Annotated in this window: 17 protein-coding genes; 10 read left to right on the top strand and 7 right to left on the bottom strand. The window is 40.5% G+C overall.

Annotated features, from left to right (window positions below; genetic code table 11):
• Positions 1 to 2: 2 nt before the first annotated feature.
• The 5 genes from M595_RS02810 to M595_RS30970 form a co-directional block, all read right to left on the bottom strand.
• Positions 3 to 2660 carry a PAS domain S-box protein gene (locus M595_RS02810; protein WP_023064507.1) on the bottom strand — a complete coding sequence of 886 codons (2658 nt, stop codon included), beginning with the start codon at positions 2658 to 2660 and terminating at the stop codon, positions 3 to 5.
• A gap of 18 nt (positions 2661 to 2678) precedes the next feature.
• Complete coding sequence (locus M595_RS02815) at positions 2679 to 3812, bottom strand: response regulator (protein WP_023064520.1); 1134 nt, start codon at positions 3810 to 3812, stop codon at positions 2679 to 2681.
• A gap of 152 nt (positions 3813 to 3964) precedes the next feature.
• Complete coding sequence (locus M595_RS02820) at positions 3965 to 4813, bottom strand: M48 family metallopeptidase (RefSeq protein WP_023064536.1); 849 nt, start codon at positions 4811 to 4813, stop codon at positions 3965 to 3967.
• A gap of 154 nt (positions 4814 to 4967) precedes the next feature.
• Positions 4968 to 5801, bottom strand: a complete 834-nt coding sequence (locus tag M595_RS02825) for an EAL domain-containing protein (RefSeq protein WP_023064465.1) — start codon at positions 5799 to 5801, stop codon at positions 4968 to 4970.
• A gap of 227 nt (positions 5802 to 6028) precedes the next feature.
• Positions 6029 to 6190: a QAALIT motif small membrane protein gene (locus M595_RS30970; RefSeq protein ID WP_023064502.1), complete on the bottom strand. Its 162-nt coding sequence runs from the start codon at positions 6188 to 6190 to the stop codon at positions 6029 to 6031.
• A 296-nt stretch (positions 6191 to 6486) separates the two neighbouring features.
• On the opposite strand from M595_RS30970, the gene M595_RS02830 reads away from it, so the two are divergent.
• The 3 genes from M595_RS02830 (at position 6487) to M595_RS02840 (ending at position 8673) form a co-directional block, all read left to right on the top strand.
• Positions 6487 to 7743: a Ycf66 family protein gene (locus M595_RS02830; protein WP_023064581.1), complete on the top strand. Its 1257-nt coding sequence runs from the start codon at positions 6487 to 6489 to the stop codon at positions 7741 to 7743.
• A gap of 34 nt (positions 7744 to 7777) precedes the next feature.
• The gene (locus tag M595_RS02835) at positions 7778 to 8131 is read left to right on the top strand and encodes a YkgJ family cysteine cluster protein (protein WP_023064491.1); all 354 of its coding nucleotides are present in this window, start codon (positions 7778 to 7780) and stop codon (positions 8129 to 8131) included.
• Between the two features lie 104 nt (positions 8132 to 8235).
• The gene (locus tag M595_RS02840; protein ID WP_023064484.1) at positions 8236 to 8673 is read left to right on the top strand and encodes a TMEM165/GDT1 family protein; all 438 of its coding nucleotides are present in this window, start codon (positions 8236 to 8238) and stop codon (positions 8671 to 8673) included.
• 52 nt (positions 8674 to 8725) lie between these two features.
• On the opposite strand, the gene M595_RS02845 is transcribed toward M595_RS02840, so the two are convergent.
• Complete coding sequence (locus tag M595_RS02845; protein ID WP_023064589.1) at positions 8726 to 10900, bottom strand: serine/threonine-protein kinase; 2175 nt, start codon at positions 10898 to 10900, stop codon at positions 8726 to 8728.
• Positions 10901 to 11763: 863 nt separating this feature from the next.
• On the bottom strand, positions 11764 to 11889 hold the full coding sequence (locus tag M595_RS32655; protein WP_023064448.1) for a hypothetical protein: 126 nt from the start codon (positions 11887 to 11889) through the stop codon (positions 11764 to 11766).
• Between the two features lie 30 nt (positions 11890 to 11919).
• On the opposite strand from M595_RS32655, the gene M595_RS02850 reads away from it, so the two are divergent.
• From M595_RS02850 to M595_RS02880, 7 genes are all read left to right on the top strand, one after another.
• Positions 11920 to 13359 (top strand): cytochrome ubiquinol oxidase subunit I, encoded by a 1440-nt coding sequence (locus M595_RS02850; RefSeq protein WP_040483485.1) that lies wholly within the window; start codon positions 11920 to 11922, stop codon positions 13357 to 13359.
• 10 nt (positions 13360 to 13369) lie between these two features.
• Complete coding sequence (cydB, locus tag M595_RS02855) at positions 13370 to 14383, top strand: cytochrome d ubiquinol oxidase subunit II (RefSeq protein WP_023064461.1); 1014 nt, start codon at positions 13370 to 13372, stop codon at positions 14381 to 14383.
• 490 nt (positions 14384 to 14873) lie between these two features.
• On the top strand, positions 14874 to 15374 hold the full coding sequence (locus M595_RS02860) for a DUF2231 domain-containing protein (protein ID WP_040483486.1): 501 nt from the start codon (positions 14874 to 14876) through the stop codon (positions 15372 to 15374).
• Positions 15374 to 15976 (top strand): DUF2231 domain-containing protein, encoded by a 603-nt coding sequence (locus M595_RS02865; protein ID WP_023064482.1) that lies wholly within the window; start codon positions 15374 to 15376, stop codon positions 15974 to 15976. Before M595_RS02860 ends, M595_RS02865 begins: the two co-directional genes overlap by 1 nt.
• 218 nt (positions 15977 to 16194) lie before the next feature.
• Entirely contained in the window at positions 16195 to 17136 is a 942-nt protein-coding gene (locus M595_RS02870) for a cytochrome c oxidase subunit II (protein WP_023064486.1), read from the top strand.
• 81 nt (positions 17137 to 17217) lie between these two features.
• Positions 17218 to 18912 (top strand): cytochrome c oxidase subunit I, encoded by a 1695-nt coding sequence (locus M595_RS02875; RefSeq protein WP_023064600.1) that lies wholly within the window; start codon positions 17218 to 17220, stop codon positions 18910 to 18912.
• Between the two features lie 126 nt (positions 18913 to 19038).
• On the top strand, positions 19039 to 19659 hold the full coding sequence (locus M595_RS02880) for a cytochrome c oxidase subunit 3 (protein WP_023064525.1): 621 nt from the start codon (positions 19039 to 19041) through the stop codon (positions 19657 to 19659).
• The last annotated feature ends 55 nt before the right edge of the window (positions 19660 to 19714 follow it).

Raw genomic sequence — 19714 nt, forward strand, 5'->3', positions numbered from 1 at the left:
CATTATTTCTGGATTTTTGAAGTCAATTCAATGATCACATCATATCGAAAATCATTCACTAATTGGGTTAATATTTTGGCTAGAGAAGCATGAGTTTCAGGAATTTGAGCGATAACTTCAGTGATTAACTTACTATTGAGTTTAGTCGCGGCTTGATGCAAGGCTTGTATCCAGGCTTCAGGCATTGCAGCTAACACTTCAGAGGTGAGTTGAGAGGGGTCAGTTATTTCTATTTTTTGAGGAAGTTGAGTATTTCCACATTCATCAACATCGGGAGTTTCTTCATACAAAAACTTTACCCCTAAATGTTTAGAGATTTTTTCAAACAACACTTCAACTCGAAAAGGTTTGCGAACAAAATCATCACAACCTGCGGATAAAATCACCGTTCTATCTTGTTGAAAAACACTAGCCGTTAAAGCAATAATCACGGTAGCTTGACCCTGCAAATGTTGTTTAATATATTGAGTCGCTTCATACCCATCCATCACAGGCATTCGCATATCCATAAAAATTAAATGGGGTTGCCATTTTTCCCAGATTGAAATTGCTTCTTGACCATTGTCTGCTTCTTGAACTTCAAATCCGAGCGGTTTCAACAATTTCACCACCAGTTGTCGATTAGTCCAGTTGTCATCAACTACTAAAATTCGATAATTCGGTTTATTTTCGGCTAATCCAATGACTTGTTTACTCGCAGGTTTTGAGGAAATTTGAGAAGTATGAGCAGGTTTAAAATTAATATTAAATCTAAAGCAAGTTCCCTGACCCAATTGACTGCTAACCGTAATTTTCCCTCCCATAAGCTTGATAAATTTTTGGCTAATAGATAAACCTAAACCCGTACCTTGTTGAGATTTTCGTCCTGTTTCCGTTTGAATAAAGGGTTGAAAAACATATTGAAGTTCTTCTGGAGAAATACCTGATCCTGTATCTTCAACTTCAAAAATGAGCCGATTAGCTTTTGAATTTTTAACAGTTTTAGCCCGTAAAATAATACAGCCTGTATCTGTAAATTTAATCGCATTTCCCAATAAATTAATTAAAACTTGACGGAGTTTACTTTCATCGGTTTGAATATGCTGAGGAACATCTGAGTCAATTTCAAATAGTAATTCTAATCCTTTTGATTGAGCTTTTAACTCTAACATATCTCGCAGAGAATGTAGCAATTTAAGTAAGTCAAAGTGGATAGAATTGAGCGAAATCTGACCCGCTTCAATTTTTGACATTTCCAAGACATCATTAATCAGATTTAATAAATGTTCGCCACTTCGACCAATAATTTCTAAATGTTCTTGATGATCTTGCAATAAAACTGATTGTTTCCGTTTCAAATCACGATTCATTAGTTGAGTAAAACCCAAAATTGCATTTAACGGTGTGCGAAGTTCGTGACTCATTCGGGCTAAAAATTCACTTTTAGAACGGTTGGCGGTTTCTGCGGCTTCTTTGGCTTGTTGTAAGACAATTTCAGTCTGTTTGCGTTCGCTAATATCTCGCACCACAGCACAACCATATTCTTTATTATTATATTCTAAATAACTTAAAGTAATTTCGACGCTAATATGTTCACCTGACTTCATTTTATGAATAGATTCAAAGGTAAATGAACCTTGTTGTCTTAAATTTTCCCAAGAGATAGACCATTGATTTTCAGACGCATTTGGATCAATATCCTTCACCTGCATTTGCAAAAATTCATCCCGAGAATATCCGAGGGTTTTTGTCGCCGCTTCATTGGTATAAAAAAAACGAGCATTGATATCAGTAAACAGCACATAATCCCTTGATTTGTCTATCGAAAACTGAGTCAGTCGCAGTTTTTCATCAATCTCTTTTTGTTCGGTAATATCTTCTAAAACACCAATAATCCCGATTACATATCCATCAGTATCTAACATCGGGACTCGACTGATATCTAGCCAAATTTGTCTACCATCAGTCGTTAGTTTTTGTTTGGGTGCAATCACATTTAACTCGGGTTTTTTTGATGCCATAACTCGGCGATCTTGACGGCGATAAAATTCAGCAACTTCCCAATTTTTAAACAGATCATAGTCCGTTTTTCCAATCACAGATTCTGCACTTTCTAACTGAGCGTATTCAGCCCATTTTTTATTACATCCTTTAAAGACTAAATTAGTATCTTTCCAAAAGACTTGTTGAGGAATATTATCTAAAACCAAACGTAGATATTCTTTCTGTTGTTTGAGATCTTCTTCAATTTTTTTGTATTCAGTAATATCCTGAACTTGTGTAATCACCGAAAATGGATTTCCGACTGGATCGAGTCTCAGATAGCAGTGTAGAATTCCATAAACCCAATGCCCTTCTTTGTGGCGATAGCGTTTTTCGAGGTTATATTGCTTAAATTCTCCCTGAATCAATCGAGAAAAATAATCCATACTCACATCTCGATCATGGGGGTGTGTAATCTGATTAAATCCCCGTTGCATAAGTTCTTTTTTACTGTATCCAATAAACTCACAAAAGGATGAATTGACCTCTAAAAACTGCCCATCTAGCGACACTTCTGCCATGCCAATTGGGGCTAAATGAAACAAATCTCGAAAGCGATTTTCACTTTCTAAAAGAGCGGTTTCTGTTTGTTTGAGTTTTTCAGTCAGGGTTTGAATAGTTAAGTTTTCTGAGTTCATAGTTACTTTTAAGTTTACTTAAATAGGGAGGGTAAAGTAAAAAGTTGTTCCGACACCAAACTCGGATTCAACCCAGATTTTTCCGCCATGACGTTCAACAATTTTCTTACAAATCGCTAATCCGATTCCAGTACCTGGATAGTCTTGAACGGTATGTAAGCGTTGAAAGACTTGAAAAATTCGCTCAAAGTAATCGGATTTTATGCCAATACCATTATCTTGAATGATAAAGATCCATTCTTGGGGTTTTTGTTCCGCCGAAATCGTGACTTGAGGAATAACACCAGGACGACAATATTTAATCCCATTACTAATCAAGTTTTGTAATAATTGTCCGAGTTGAATTTTATCAGCTTTGACTGTCGGTAAGGTTTGATGAGTAATAATTGCCTGACTTTTTTCAATCGAATGATGAATATTTTTTAAGGTTTCTGCTAAAATTATATTACAATCAATGGGTTGCAGTTCTTGACGTTTGGTTCCCACTCGACTGTATTCTAATAAATTTTTGATCAATCCCTGCATCCGAATTCCTTCTTCTAAAATCGGAGTCACATATTCGTCGGCTTCTTCTTCTAAAATAATTTCTGATTTTAAAGATAGAAGTAATTCAGCAAACCCGGTAATCGTTTGTAGCGGTTGTTGTAAATCGTGAGAAGCAATATAGGCAAATTGTTCAAGTTCTTGGTTAGAATGAGCTAAGTCTTGATTGAGTTGATGGAGCTTTAAGTTTTGGGCGTGTAGTTGTTTCTGTAGCCGACAAATCGTGAGTTGATTTTCGACTCTCGCTAACACTTCTTCAACTTGAAAGGGTTTAGTAATGTAGTCTACTCCTCCCACACGAAACGCTTTAACCTTATCAAAAACATCATCTAAAGCACTCAAAAAAATCACTGGAATATTTGATGTATTGACTTGAGACTTGAGTTCAGCACAAACTTCATAGCCATCAAGTCCTGGCATTTTAATATCGAGTAAAATCAAATCAGGAGGGGCATTTTGAACAGCCATTAATGCAAGTTTTCCATTAATCGCACACTGAACTTCATAGCCGCGATCGCTTAATGTCTCTGATAAAAGACGTAAGTTATCCGGTAAATCATCAACAATTAAAATATTTCCCTTCTGTTGGCTCGCAAAATCGCTGTTCATAAGATATCCGATATTCAGGTTAGACTCAAAACCCCTCTATTTTACGACCCAGAGTCGTTTATGAATCTAATCCATTGTAGCGGACAGAAGACCTCTTTTGCTGATTTTTTTATGTTAAGAAGCTTTTCAGATCTTCTTGACGATTTTGGGAATTACATCAGACGTTGTACAACCTCCTGATAAGCCGCACTATTCATCCCAACTCCTCTTTCAGCTAAACGAGGATCGAGGTATTGTTGTAGGTTATAAATTCGATCTGAAGTCGCCGGATGAGTGCTTAAAATCGTGGGTGGAGAACCACTTCCGAGTAATTTTCCCATAAAATCTAAAGCGGCTTGTTGAGCATATCCCGCCTTTCCTAAAGTAATGATTCCTAAGCGATCTGCTTCATACTCTGCCTCTCGACTTTTCGGACGTCTTAATGCCAATTCTACCCCAATTTGTACAGCTAAATTATTATCTAATCCTGCGGCTGAAGCCACTCCTTGAGCAATCGCAATTTGACGCATTTGTTTGAGAGAATGTTCTCCGACAATATGAGAAATTTCGTGAGCAATAACACTCGCTAGTTCTGCTTCATTATCTGCTGCTAAAATTAACCCTTTATGAATATAGACAAAGCCGCCCATAGTCGCAAAAGCATTCACTTTATCATCATTAACCACTTGAAAAGTATACGGAATGTCTGAACGTTCACTCGCTTTAACTAATCGCTGACCAATTAAATCAATATACTGAGTTAAAGCTGGACTCGGATATAGTTTAAATTCACGACCTACCATGCGATCATTAATCTGTTTTCCGAGTGCAACTTCCTGACGATCAGAAATCGTAGAAAGCTGAAGAATTCTTACACCATGAAAAATGATTTTCTCAATCGGAATCGCTTGTACAGCAGGAAGTGAATTGATCCAAAATGTTAATGCAGTACAGATAGAGAGTACAGGATAAAACCAGCGACGAGGAAACCATTTCGGCTTGAATAACAAGAGTTTAGACATGATTAATCCTTTTATATTAAATTGATATTTTGGGAAAATAAAACCTACCCACTATTTTATTAAGCTTTAAAAGGCTATAAAAAATTACAACTTAATTAAAAAAACTGAGCTTTTTAATGGTTTGAAGCAATATAGACTTATCGCATTATCCTTTCTAAAATAATCGATTTAAGTTCATTTTATTGGGCTGACAAAGATAATAACCTTGAGCATAATCCAAACCTAATGCTTTTACTTCATTAAAAATTTCTTCATTTTCAACTCCTTTAGCAATCACCTGTAACCCCATTCTCTGACCCAGATAATTAATCAGTTCTACAATTGCTTTATCTGTAATATCTTGACCCATATTTTTGATAAAGCGTTCGGAAATCTTTAAATAATCAACAGGAAGATATTTAAGATAATGAAAAGAGGACATATTGCTGCCACAATTGTCTAAAGCACAACAATAACCACGAGTTTGTAAATCAGTAATGACATCAGAAGCCAGCCTTAAGTTTTCCAGTGCTAAACGCTCTGAAATTTCAAAGCAGATTAGATCAGGAGACAGTTCAAACTCACTCACTTGACCATGAATATACTCAAACAAGCGCTCATCTCTTAAGTAAGCAGGGGATAAGTTGATTGAAAAGCGATGGTTCTCTAAAATATGAGTAGGAGCTTGGGCTAACTGTTCAAATAAAGTCGTAATTACCCGTTGCTCAATTTGTGAACTGAGATTATAATGTTCTGCAATCCCTAGAAAACGAGCAGGTGAAATGAGTTGATTATTCTCTGTTCTCAAACGAAGTAACACTTCAGAAAATCGACGATAATCTAATGTTGTTAGTGGAGTAATTTCTTGTAGATATAAACAAAAACGATTCTCAGATAAGGCTTGCTTAATTTGCTTAACCCATTGCCAATCACTTAAAAAATGAACAACATTTTGATGGGTCTGTGTTCGGGGGAAAGTCCGAGTTTTTTTCCAGCTCATAGAAACCATTCTTACACTCCTGCGAATCCAAAAAGTTTAGACTTTGTTCTATTCCCAGACTAACCCTAGACTGTAAGCTACCGATGAACGTTATATGAGAGTTTTCTTAAACAAATAAATCAGGCTTCTGTATGAACACTAAAAATAATGCAGATGTCAGTCAATCTGCACTTTATTAGTAATTGCAGCAGGTGTTTATGCACCCATCCGCAACATCCAATAAGTTTAACGAATGTTTACCGAATGTTAAAGTTTTGAAACATCACAATTCTCAACAGTTCCACTTGAGGGGCTTGTACTCGCAATTGTAAGAGATTAACCGGATTAGACCACTCAATCTTTGCATTCAGATAAAGAGAAAGTGTGAGGATAGCCGCTAGCAGTAGTTTTTCAAACATAATCAACTCCTCCAAAAAAAAATTCTACTGCACCGAACTTTGGTGTATGCAAAGATAATACAAAATCTGACTAAAATTCTAAATGATTTAACACAATATTCAAGATGACCTAATTAACGCATTGATTGTGATGCAGGTCACACCCCTCGCCAATTTAGGGGATTTCAGAGCAAACAAAAGGGATAATATCTGATCAATTCGAGTTTCAACCAATTATTTCAATAAACCGATCACGGGAGCGACCTCTGCCTTGTAAAATATATCAGTAGAGATTTGTCGATAGGCTGGAGGATACAATGCTGGCACATATTCTGGCGATTGCTGTTGGTTTGGGGAGCTTCGCCGTTTACATGGCCGCTTTCTTTTTTCCAGAAGTTCATCGCAAAAATGACTTCTTCTGGAGTGGCGTGGGATTTTTTTATGCACTGATTTTGTGGGTCTGTGCCGGACGTATCACGGGAGCTGTCCTCCTGGGTCAAATCGCGAGTGTCGCTTTACTCGGTTGGTTTGGCTTACAAACTCTGTATTTGCGACGAGTCGTCACTCCGATATCACAAAAAACCCCTGTTCCCGCAAAACTGCAAGAACAAGTCGAGGGTTTATTTGCCGTTAAAGCCCAGGAACCCCAGGTTATCCCCGTCCCCAAAGTTGACAATTTTGACCAAGATGGCGCTCTCCCCGTTGCACCGCCAGCAACCCCCGAGCCTGTTGGTGTTGAATCTCCACCTGAAACCGTTACAACGGAACCCCAAATTCCAGTTTCCTCAGAAATTCCCTCAGAAATTCCTGAAGTTATTGAAGACGTTTCACCGTCTGCCGAACCAGAATTGACTTCTGAAACAGCAATTGAATCGGAAGATGAACCTGTCATTGATAAACCCGAAACTGAACCTATTTCAGCAACAAAAATTGAATGGGAAGACGAAGTAGACGAAGAAATAGAAAAAGAAACAGAAGAAGAAACAGAAACAATTTCTCAACCCCAAACCCCATCACCCCCTGCATCTCAGCCTAAACGATTATCACGAGTATTTCGCTCGATTACAGGTTTATTTAATCGGCGTAAAAACCCACCTTCTTCTCCTGTTTCCCCTGTCAAAACTTCACAAGAAAATCAAACAGAAGCAGCCCAAGTTGAACCGGAAACTGAAGAAACGCCAACTCTAGAAACCGTTGTTGCTCAAGAAGATGTCACTCCCCCAACTGAACAATCAGAAACCTCAGCAGTAGCGGAAATAGAAGCAATAGATCTAACAGAAATCGATTCTGCACCGGGATTAGAAACACCATCCGAAGACGAATTTCAAGAAATTACAGTCACTGTTGAACCGGATATTTCTTCAGCCAGTCCCTTTGAACAAATGATATCTGCTTCTGAAGAATCCGAAATCGTTCAATCCGAAGATTCTGCCGAAGAAATAGTCTCAGAATCCTCTACCCAAAATCCCTCGCCCCCCGATGAAAATCAAAATCTGAAGCGGCCTAATCCTCCTGATCCTAATTTAAAAGAAGCCGCTAAAAAACAAAAAAAATCAACCGACTCCGAACATTAAACGTTGAAAACATCCTTAATTTTAATCAATTATTATGGCAACTTGGCAATGTGTTAAAAACTGTGGGGCTTGCTGTTATCTCGAACCCTCAGAACGTCCAGAATTAGATGAATATCTCGGCTCAGAGGAGTTAGAATTGTATTTGAGTTTAGTCGGAGAAGATGGATGGTGCATTCACTACAACCACCAAAACCGAGAATGTAGCATCTACTCTAACCGTCCTCGCTTCTGTCGAGTTCAACCGGAAGTGTTTACAGAAATGTTCGGGATAGAACCTCCAGAGTTGAACGACTTTGCGATTGATTGTTGTCAGCAGCAAATTGAAGGGGTTTATGGGGCTGACTCAACTGAAATGAAGCAGTATAATGATCAGGTGGGATGGGTGTGAAGAACCTGAAAATATCACCTCTTGAACCGATAGGCTTGCATCTTTGGGGCAAATCTGAAAAGATTATGATTGAATCAGTAGAACAGACTATTTTTTGATAAACTGTGACACCATCTTCTGAGTTATTCCCTTCGTCTAACCAACCCTCAAACTTCTCTAACGAGAGTTCTCCTGAACTCCCGGTCAAGGAAACAACAGAACCAACATCATCTCTAGTTCAAGACTCTCCGATTTCTCAACCTACTCAGCCCCGCAAACCTAAAAATGCTTGGGCAATTTTTGCCTCTACTTTTGTAACAATTTTTCTCGCGGAAATTGGTGATAAAACTCAATTAACAACGCTGTTAATGACAGCAGAATCTCATCAGCCTTGGGTTGTTTTTGCCGGTGCCGGAAGCGCCCTTATTCTGACCAGTTTACTGGGGGTATTAGTCGGGCGATGGTTAGCCAGTCGTATTGAACCCAAAACCCTCGAACGGGCAGCCGGAATCAGTTTACTGGTGATTTCAGGTTTGTTGTTTTGGGAAGTTTTTCACTTCTGATGCTCAGAACTATCCGGATCAGGATTTGTGATCAATCTCCCAGTTGATCCGTTTATTTTAACTGTTGAATTTGATATTGAGCATCTCGATATCCTCCAGTTAATCCCTGTTCTAAATAAAGTTGTCCGGCGGTACGAAAATCATTAATTGCACCGCTTTTATCCCCTAAAGCCACTCGCACAATTCCTCGTCCGTAGAAGGCATTGGGATAATCGGGTTTGAGACGAATGGCTTGAACATAATCCGCGATCGCCTGATTATAATCTTGAAGTTCATAGTAAGCAACAGCGCGATTGCTGTAAGATTGAGCATCATTTGGGTTGAGTTCAATCGCTTTTGTATAGTCTGCGATTGCTGCTTGAAAGTCTTGTTGGGCAACTTGAACCATACCCCGATTACTATAAGCTTTGTGATCAGTTGGTGTCAGTTCAATGGCTTTGGTACAGTCGGCTAAAGCGTTTTCAAGTTCGGATATATTCAAATAAGCAACACAGCGATTATTATAAGCCACAGCGTTCGGTTCGAGTTGGATCGCTTTGGTACAATCATCGATAGCGGCTTGATGTTTGCTTAAATTAATTTGGGTACTACAGCGATTTCCGTAAACAGAACTGTTATCAGGTTGCAGTTCAATTACCCGATCATAATCGGCAAGGGCGCCTTGATAATCTCCTAAATGAAAGCGTGTTCGACCCCGATCATAGTAGGCTAAAAAATTTTTAGAATCCAGTCGAATAGCCTCGGTATAATCGGCTAATCCGCTTTGCAAATCCCCTGAATTGACTCGGGCTATTCCTCGGGAACGATAAGCCAGGGGATGATCCGATTGTATCCGAATGACTTCGCTATAGTCTTCGATCGCCTTTTGATAATTTTCGAGGGAATAGTGAGCGAGTCCTCGCTTATAATAAGCATCAACATCACTAGGTTCTAACTCGATGACTTTAGAATAGTCTGCGATCGCGCCTGATAAATCTTGAGCATCATAACGGGCTAATCCGCGATTAAAATAAGCATTAGTGTAGTTAGGATTGAGTTGAATGGCTTGAGTATAATCTTCGATCGCGTTTTGATATTGTTCGAGATCATAGTAGGCATTTCCCCGTTGATGGTAGGCTTCAGGATTGTCTGGATTATAGTTGATCGCTTGAGTTAGGGTTCTCACTGCGGCTTGAGGATTTCCTTTTTCTAGCTTTTCTACCCCTTGAGAAAAAGCCACTTTTGCTTTAACCGGATCAGGACGATTAAAAGCTTTAATTAATCCAAAAACTACTAATAATCCGACTAATCCCGTTGCCGTTAATCCTACAATTTTTCCCCAATTGGTTATCCTTTTATCGGGATTTAAAGAAGCCGAATTCGGAATATAGGTAAAATCAGATCGTCCGGTTATTTTCCTTAAATCTGAGATTACATCATTACAAGCTAGATAACGTTTTCCATGATAATGATGTACCATTTTATCAATAATTTTCGCTAAACCTGCACTCACCCGAGCGCGATTTCGCCAGGTTATATCATCTGGGTTAGAGAGATTTGGATCTTGAAGTTTGGGTAAATCTGAAGCTTCTAACCCGGTAATGGCTTGAATAGCAATCATTCCCACGGCATACAGATCACTATTATATTGAGGATTCCCTTGAAACTGTTCAATCGGCATATAAGACGGGGTTCCAGTCGCAATCGTCCGCATGGATTGATTGTTCCCATTTAAGAATTGATGACTCACTTCTTTGACTGAACCAAAGTCAATTAAAACTAATTTTTTATCCGAACGACGACGAATAATATTAGACGGATTAACATCTCGATGAATTACCCCTTGTTCATGAACAAAGAGAAGAATTTCTAATATTTCTTCTAATAACTTGATTACTCTTTCTTCTGGCCAAGGAGTACCCGGAACCAGTTCTTTACTAAGAGAATGTCCTTCGATATATTCTTCCACCAAGTAAAAATTACTTTGTTCTTTAAAGTAGGCTAAAAGCAGAGGGATTTGATTATGTCGTCCTAACTTTTCTAAAATTTCTGCTTCTTTTTCAAATAATCGTAACGCCGTTTTCAGAATTTTAGAATTATTATTCGGAGGACGAAGCTGTTTAACCACACATTGAGGATGACCTGGGCGACGAGTATCAGCCGCAAGATAAGTTTGTCCAAATGCCCCTGAACTGAGTATTTGAACAATGCGATACCGTCTATCTAAAAGTTGACCAATCATTTGCATAGGAGGGTTTAGCGTCTAAAACAATCGGTTTTATCAAATTCAACAGCAGTCAATGGGAATAAGGTTCTGATTTTAAATTCACATTTTTCCAAGTTAAGAAAATGATTCTTTGAGGAAAAACAGAGGTTTTTGATGAAAAAAATAAGAATGAGATTGAGAGTCTATAGGTATATTTTAAATTAACTTATGGTGCTTTTCTCACTCATTATCCAATTGATGTAACCTTGTCAAAATCAAGCTTAGTGTCGCAGAACCTAGTCATTGATCACTATTGCACTAGACATAGACTGTGCTGTAACACAACAGAGCGTTTAAGTTAATTGTGGCACAGAATCCGGATCTACGAACGAGTCTGACTAGAAATTCATTCACAGAGGATAGGTTCTGACTCGCCCCTGACCCCGTTTGAGAAGATTAAGTCGGCTTTGACAATCAACTTCTGACGCACGATCTAATTTTGTTTAAGTCGTTTCTATTGAATAGAATATTTGGCTGATTTTAACTTGAAGCTTATCTAAATGGAGTTCTCAAATCCCATCTCTAAACACATTTTAATTAAACCTGTTGTCTTTTGGCAATTAAATCAAACCCCCTCAAGTCATTCAAACACACAATTTAATTTTAATTAAACTTAAAACCCCAAAATTATTCCTGTTGTTGGATAAGTCGTTAATGGAGACTGCTGCAAACTCACCCTTCACTTCAGAGAAACCCATCAAAATAAACAGCAAGACTCTACACATAAACTTCAAGTTTAAAATACTCGCAATTGTGCGGATACAGTTTCCTCAAGTGCCTTTATGGAAAGTTTTTCAGCAATTCAACTAAAATCAATCCACTCAAAATCTGAAGAAAAACTAAAGTCACCGAGGACAGTAAGTCATAGAGTTAATGGCAAGAATGTAACCATTCATGGCTTGTTTTTGACCAATCTTGCTATCTGTTTCACGAAACTTCACAAATAAACCAAGTTCTACTTGGCCTAACATCAGATTCGGTACTAATGCACGAAAGTCATTATGCAATTTTTGTCCGACACACTTGTACTTTCACGAATGCAGTTTGCGTTAACTGCGACCTTCCATATGCTGTGGCCTATCCTCACTACAGGAATGGGAGTTTACCTCGTTATCGTAGAAGGTTTTTGGCTGAAAACCCGCAATCCGCAATACTACTATCACGCCCGCTTTTGGTCAAAACTCTACATTCTCAACTTTGGGATTGGGGTAGCCAGTGGAATTCCGATGGAGTTTCAATTCGGAACCAATTGGGCACCGCTTTCGGAGGCAATTGGTAACTTCTTTGGAAGTATTATCGGCTTTGAAGCATCTATGGCATTTATGCTAGAAGCCGCTTTTTTAGGCATTATGGTGTTTGGTTGGCAACGGGTTAATCCCTACATTCACTATATGGCAACAATTCTTGTCGCATTTGGGGCAAATTTATCCAGTTTTTGGATATTAGTTGCCAACTCTTGGTTACAAACTCCAGCCGGAGGAGAATTTGTAGACGGGAAGTTTATTGTCCAAGACTATTTTCAAGCGATTTTCAACCCCTATATGCCCAATAGTGTGATGCACATGGTGTTAGCAACTTGGGAAACTACACTATTTGTAATTGGGGGAATTAGTGCTTGGTACATTCTCAAAAAACGCCATGAAGCTTTCTTTGCCACTTCGTTAAAAATTGTCTTGGCTGCGGCGATTTTAATTGCCCCATTACAACTCTACGTCGGACACCTCAGCGGCGAACAGGTTTATCGTTATCAACCGACAAAATTAGCGGCAATGGAAGCCCAATGGGAAACGATTCCTGCCGGGGTTGCTGCTGACTGGAGTATGCTCGCCATTCCCAATGAAAAAACGCAGCAAAATGATTGGGAAGTCAAAGTTCCGAATGCTTTGGGCTACATTTTAGAATTCAAAAAAGAACTCTCTGAACCTGTTCAAGGGTTAAAAGAATGGACTCCAGAAAATCGTCCTCATTTGTTGGGACTAATTTATTACAGTTTCCGGATAATGATTGCGATTGGGTTTTACTTTGCGGGGTTAATGTTCGTGAGTATCATTCAATGGCTACGGGGTCAATTTTCGGCTGAAAATATTACTCAACAATCTTGGTTAATGTGGGGCTGGATTTTAGCCGCGCCGTTGGGATATATTGCCGTAGAATGTGGCTGGACAGTGCGTTGTGTCGGACGTCAACCCTGGACGGTTTATAACTATATTCGCACCACAGATGCCGTTTCTAATTTACCACCCGGAGATGTATTAACAACGCTCATTAGTTTTGCCAGCGTTTATGCCGTTCTATTATTTGCGGCGTTTTATTTCGGAAGTAGAATTATTAGAAAAGGGCCTGATTTTGATCTTCCGCTTCCGGGTGAAGAACAACCTGCTGTTGATACAAAACCGGGGGAGTTTATTCCGGATGAACGTCCTGTAGAAGCCCAACAATAAAGGAGAGGAAATGGAAACTTTAACCTATTTCTTGCCTCAAATTTGGTTTGGAATCTTAGCCCTGTTTCTATTGCTTTATGTGATGTTAGATGGCTTTGACTTGGGGGTGGGAATTTTATCTCTCACGTCTTCTAGCGAAGAACGTCGGGGCATTTTGATGACGAGTTTGAGCAATATTTGGGATGCGAACGAGACTTGGTTGGTGTTGATGGGAGGGGCTTTATTTGGAGCGTTTCCCCTGGCTTATGGTACAATTCTCAACGCCCTTTATATCCCGATTTTTTTAATGATTTTTGGCTTTATTTTTCGAGGGGTGGCGTTTGAGTTTCGTGAACAAGCCCGCAACAAGTTTATCTGGAATGTGTCTTTTGGAGTGGGAAGTTTTCTAGCAGCTATGGGTCAAGGATTTGCTTTGGGCGGGGTGTTAGAAGGGATTAAAGTTGATGCTGCGGGTCATTTTATTGGCGGTCATTTTGATTGGTTAACTTGGCAAACAATGTTAATCACATTAACTTTAATTCAAGGGTATGTTTTGATTGGTTCAACTTATCTGATTTGGAAAACAGAAGGAGAACTGCAAAATATCCATTATGCAACCGCTAAATTGTCTGCGGTGACGACTTTAGTGGGTGCGGTTATTATTACCATTGGTACTCCAATTTTCTCAGATTTTGCCCGCGAACGCTTGTTTTCTAAGCCGTTGGTTTATCTTTTTGCGGTGATTCCCGTGTTAGCTGTGGTCTTGATTTGGCAGTTAATTCGCAGCCTGAACAATGAAGCCGAGAGAACGCCGTTTATTTGGACAATTTTGTTGTTTGTGTTGACATTTTTCGGCCTGGGTTTGGTTGTTTTCCCCTATATTATCCCCACTCAAATCACCATTTATGAGGCGGCGGCTGACCCAAGTTCGTTGGTGTTTATGCTGATTTTTATCGGGGCTTTAATTCCGGTGATGTTGTTTTACAATATTTACCAGTATTTTGTGTTTCGAGGAAAAGTCACCAACGCCCATTACGGTGAATAGAATCGTCGGATACGGGAGAACAGGAAACCAGAAAAATCAGTAGCGATAGAGACATTAAGAGACAAAGATGCGCTCTTGGTGTCTCGGGGGTTCGTGTCTCCCTGATTCGGGGAGGCGTAAGTCTGAAACTGTTGAAGAAAAAATTAAGAATGAGGCAGTTTGATACTTTTCGTGAAAATAAAAAACTTTTGCGGTAAGATTAGAGAGCTGATTGTCTCTGTAAACTGAGGAGAAGTCGTCAAAAACCCCATTAAGTCAGAGGATAGCAGCTTCTGTTTAAATTGTTACAGTTGATCAATTCTAATCTCATCAAAATACTGACAGTCTGTCAATATTTCAGAATGTTAACCTTGATACTGTCAAAAGTCCAGATTGTCCTTAAAAATTTGTAATAGAAATATTCAAGCATTAGTTGTGTCTCGATACATTATTGCAAGCCTTTACTTGTGAGGTGTGACCGAGGTTTAGTACGGATGCCGAGGAGAATACCATGTTCGAGTCTCTATTTACCTCATTGAACGATCACAATTTACCCTATCCCGACACGATGCACCCCATCGTTGTGCATTTTGTGATTGCAATGGTATTGTTTGCTGTTTTGTGCGATGTGATTGGCTATTTCACACGCAATACACGTCTGTATGAAGTGAGTTGGTGGAATCTGTTTTTCGCTACAATTTCTATCTTTATCGCCATTATTTTTGGTCAGGCGGAAGCCGGGTTAGCCTTACCGTACAACGCAGTCGAACAGACTCTCAATTTACATACATTAATTGGCTGGTCGTTAGCGGGAATTCTTGCTGCGATTACAGGTTGGCGGTATGTTATTCGCCTGAAAAATCCCCAAAAGTTACCAATATCTTATCTAGCACTTGGACTGTCGCTATGTCTGTTAGTCGGCTTCCAGGTCTATCTCGGCGATGAACTTGTTTGGGTATACGGACTCCATACAGTTCCCGTTGTTGAAGCGATTAAGGAGGGTATTCTATAATGGATGCTGAACTAATGAACCAATTACAATCGCTAGGAGCAAACGGCTTACCCTATGCGATTCCCATTCACCCTAACTTAGTGCATCTTACCTTAGGTTTATTCATTATTGCGATCGCCTTTGATTTTGTTGGAGTTTTGTATCCGTTTGAAAAACCCGTCTTCAAATTTTTAGCGATTCCGGCAGCCCGGGCGAGCTTTTTTGATGTCGGTTGGTACAATATGCTAGCATCCGCCATTATTACCATCTTCACCGTCGCAGCAGGCTTTTATGAAATCATGCTTGCAAATCCCTATACTGATGTTAAAAGTGCTTGGGGAATGCAAGCAATGGAAACCATGCTGTGGCATGGTGTTGGGGGTGTCTTCCTGTTTGCTTTCATGGTTGGAATGACAATTTGGCGAGGGTTTCAACGGTTTTACTGGCGCAAAGACAGAACCCGCCAAGTCCAGTGGAGTTATTTGATGGCAGGAGTCGCTATCTTATTGGTGATGTTTGTTCACGGAACATTAGGGGCGCAACTGGCGGCTGAATTCGGAGTTCACAACACCGCTGACCAACTCTTAAGAATGGGTGAAAATCCGAATATTGTGCTGCGATAAATTCAGTAAACAGGGAACAGGTTACAGGAAACAGTTTTTCAGTCAATAGTGAACAGCGCAAACTGGAGACTCAGCAGCAGTTGACGGCGAGGCTTAGTTCGTGCATAGAGTGACCCGTGAACCGAAAATTTTAATCACTGTCAACACTGATAACTGCTAACTGCTAACTGTAAAAACTGGTCGCTGGTTACTGTTAACTGTAAAAGAGGTTTATTCCTATGTCTGGTGATTTAACAGGAGGGTCAACCCCTCAAAATTCGACTCGCAAGTGGTTAATTTTAACGGTAATTGCGATTGTTTTAGCCGTTATTAGTATAGGAATTGGAAAACTTTCCTATTCCTGGCTACCCCCCCAAGCGGCAGCAGAATCTATCCTGGTCGATGATTTATTTAGTTTCTTAGTGACTCTCGGTGCCTTCATCTTTTTGGGAGTCACTGGAACCATTATCTATTCCGTTATTTTCCATCGGGCAGCTAAATATGACATGAGCGACGGCCCTCATATTGAAGGGAATGTCACCTTAGAAATAATTTGGACTGCAATTCCAATTTTATTGGTGTTTTGGATTGCCGGATATAGCTACCAAGTCTACCAAAAAATGGCAATCAAAGGGCCGATGGAAGTGGTTCATTTGCATATGCCAGTCGGGGTGGAAGCCGCCTATGCCGCGCCCGTAGCCTCAACGGGGGAACCCATAGAAGATATCGAAGTGATTGGTAAACAATGGGCTTGGGTATTTCGTTATCCGGAAGACAACATCACCAGTACCGAACTTCACTTACCCACCCATAAAAGAGTTCGACTGGCATTAAAATCAGAAGACGTTCTCCACGGATTTTACATTCCAGCATTTCGTCTCAAACAAGATATCATCCCCAGCAAGACCATCAACTTTGAATTTACCCCCATTCGTGAGGGGACTTATCAACTGACTGATTCTCAATTTAGCGGTACCTATTTCGCCACAATGACAGCAAACGTAGTGGTGGAATCTCTTGACACCTATCAACAATGGTTAGCAAATGCGGCAAGTCAACCCCCCACAGCAGCCCCCAACCAAGCCGCTGCTGAATACGCCGAAGAAAAAAACGAAGCCATTAAAGTCGGTTGGCCGACGATTAAACCCGCCCCAGCCCCTCTCGTTAACTATCACAACTAAATACAGTCAACAGGTGACAAGCAAAAGAACTGACAACTGATAACTGTTAACGGAAAGAATATACATTAGGAAAATTCATCAATGAGTAGTACCCCCCTCGAAAATAAACCTGCTGCGGGTCATTCGCACGCAGAAACAGTAACCACTTGGAAAACCTACTTTAGCTTTAGTACCGACCATAAGGTGATTGGCATTCAATACCTGGTGACGTCGTTTTTCTTCTTTTTAATTGGCGGCATCTTAGCCATGATTATTCGGGGTGAATTAATGACCCCTGAATCCGATTTAATCGAACGCAGCTTCTATAACGGAATGTTCACAATGCACGGCACCATCATGCTGTTTTTGTGGACGTTTCCCGCCTTAGCCGGGATGGCAAACTATCTCGTTCCGATTATGATTGGGGCGCGAGATATGGCGTTTCCGAGGCTGAATGCGGCCGCATTTTGGATGATTCCAGTTGTCGGGATTCTGACAATGGCAAGTTTCTTCCTGCCTTCGGGTTCAGCACAATCAGGTTGGTGGTCTTATCCCCCCGTGAGTACCCAAGTTCCGTTAGGATTTTGGCTGAATGGTCAGGCGGTTTGGATTCTTGCCGTTGCCATTTCCGGGGTTTCCTCGATTATGGGTGCTTTGAATATTGTCACCACCATTGTCAAAATGCGGGCGCCGGGAATGACCTATTTTCGGATGCCTGCCTATGTTTGGACGGTCTGGGCGGCACAAATTATTCAACTTTTTGGACTGCCTGCCTTAACGGCCGGGGCGGTAATGTTGCTGTTTGATGTAACGGTTGGTACCAGCTTTTTTGACCCCGCAGATGGTGGAAATCCGATTATCTTCCAACACCTGTTTTGGTTCTATTCTCACCCGGCGGTTTATGTGATTATTCTGCCTGTCTTTGGTATTTTTTCCGAGATTTTCCCCGTTTATTCTCGTAAGCCCTTATTTGGCTATAAAGTCGTCGCCGTTTCCTCGATGATTATCGCCGGGGTTAGCGGTTTGGTTTGGGTGCATCATATGTATGCCAGTGGAACTCCCGGTTGGATGCGGTTGATTTTCATGCTGTCAACCATGTGTGTTTCAGTACCGACCGGAATTAAAGTGTTTGCTTGGGTGGCAACCATCTGGGGCGGTAAACTGCGTCTGAATACACCGATGCTGTTTGCTTTAGGGGCGCTGGTGATGTTTGTGTTTGCGGGAATTACAGGCATTATGTTGTCCTCAGTTCCCGTCGATATTCACGTCAACAATACTTACTTCGTGGTGGGTCATTTCCATTACGTTCTGTTTGGTACCGTGACGATGGGGCTATATGCTGGCATCTATCACTGGTTCCCGAAAATGACCGGGCGGATGTATTACGAAGGTTTGGGTCAGTTGCATTTCTGGTTAACGTTTATCGGTACAAACCTCAACTTTTTACCGATGCACCCGTTAGGCTTAAATGGAATGCTGCGTCGGGTGTCTTCCTACGACCCTGAATATACCTTCTGGAACGTGATTGCCAGTTTGGGGGGGTTTTTGTTGGGGATGTCAACCTTGCCGTTTATTCTCAATATGGTCAGTTCATGGACGCAAGGTAAACCCGCTCCTGCTAACCCTTGGCAGGCGATAGGTTTAGAATGGTTAGTCCCTTCTCCACCTCCGGTTGAGAACTTTGAATCTATCCCCATTGTGATTAATGAACCCTACGGTTATGGGAAGTCTGAACCGTTAACCGCTAATGACCCCAATGTGAAATTACCCTCACCTGCCCCTGAACCCGTTGAGTAGGGGAATTGTGACAGTAACCCGTGAATGTTGAGAATTGCTGACGGGTTACTGTCGAACTGTTAACTGTCCACATACGACCAATAAACAACAAGGGCATATACCATAGGCCTCTACGGAGAAAGAATTATGACAACGAATAGTTCCTTAACTTCTCAACAGCTAGAAGAATATTTGCACGAGGCAGTGGGTGAACACGTTCACGACGAAGAAGCCAATAGTATGTTTGGCTTTGTGGTGTTCCTACTGTCAGAAAGTATTATTTTCTTGAGTTTCTTTGCGGCTTATATCGCCTACAAAACAACGACAGTAGACTGGCTACCCGCTGGAGTTGAGGGGTTAGAAGTTAGAGAACCTGCAATTAATACTGTCGTTCTGGTTTCCAGTAGTTTTGTCATTTACTTTGCTGAACTCGCCCTCAAACGCCATAATTTAAGTTTGTTTCGTTTGTTTCTTTTTGCAACAATGGCGATGGGAAGTTACTTTTTAGCCGGACAAGCGATTGAATGGAGTGCCTTAGAATTTGGCTTTACCAGTGGTGTTTATGGCGGAATGTTTTACCTGTTAACGGGTTTTCACGGCTTACACGTTTTAACAGGCGTTTTGTTACAAGGGATTATGTTAGGACGGTCTTTCTATCCCGGTAACTATGATAAAGGTCATTTCGGTTTTGAAGCAACTTCGTTATTTTGGCACTTTGTTGATGTGATTTGGATTGTCTTATTTCTCCTCATCTACATCTGGCAATAAGCAAACAGGGAACAGTAGGGGCAATCTATAAAATTGCCCTGACCAGAAGAAAGTG

The sequence above is a fragment of the Lyngbya aestuarii BL J genome (assembly GCF_000478195.2).
Taxonomy (GTDB): Bacteria; Cyanobacteriota; Cyanobacteriia; order Cyanobacteriales; family Microcoleaceae; genus Capilliphycus; species Capilliphycus aestuarii.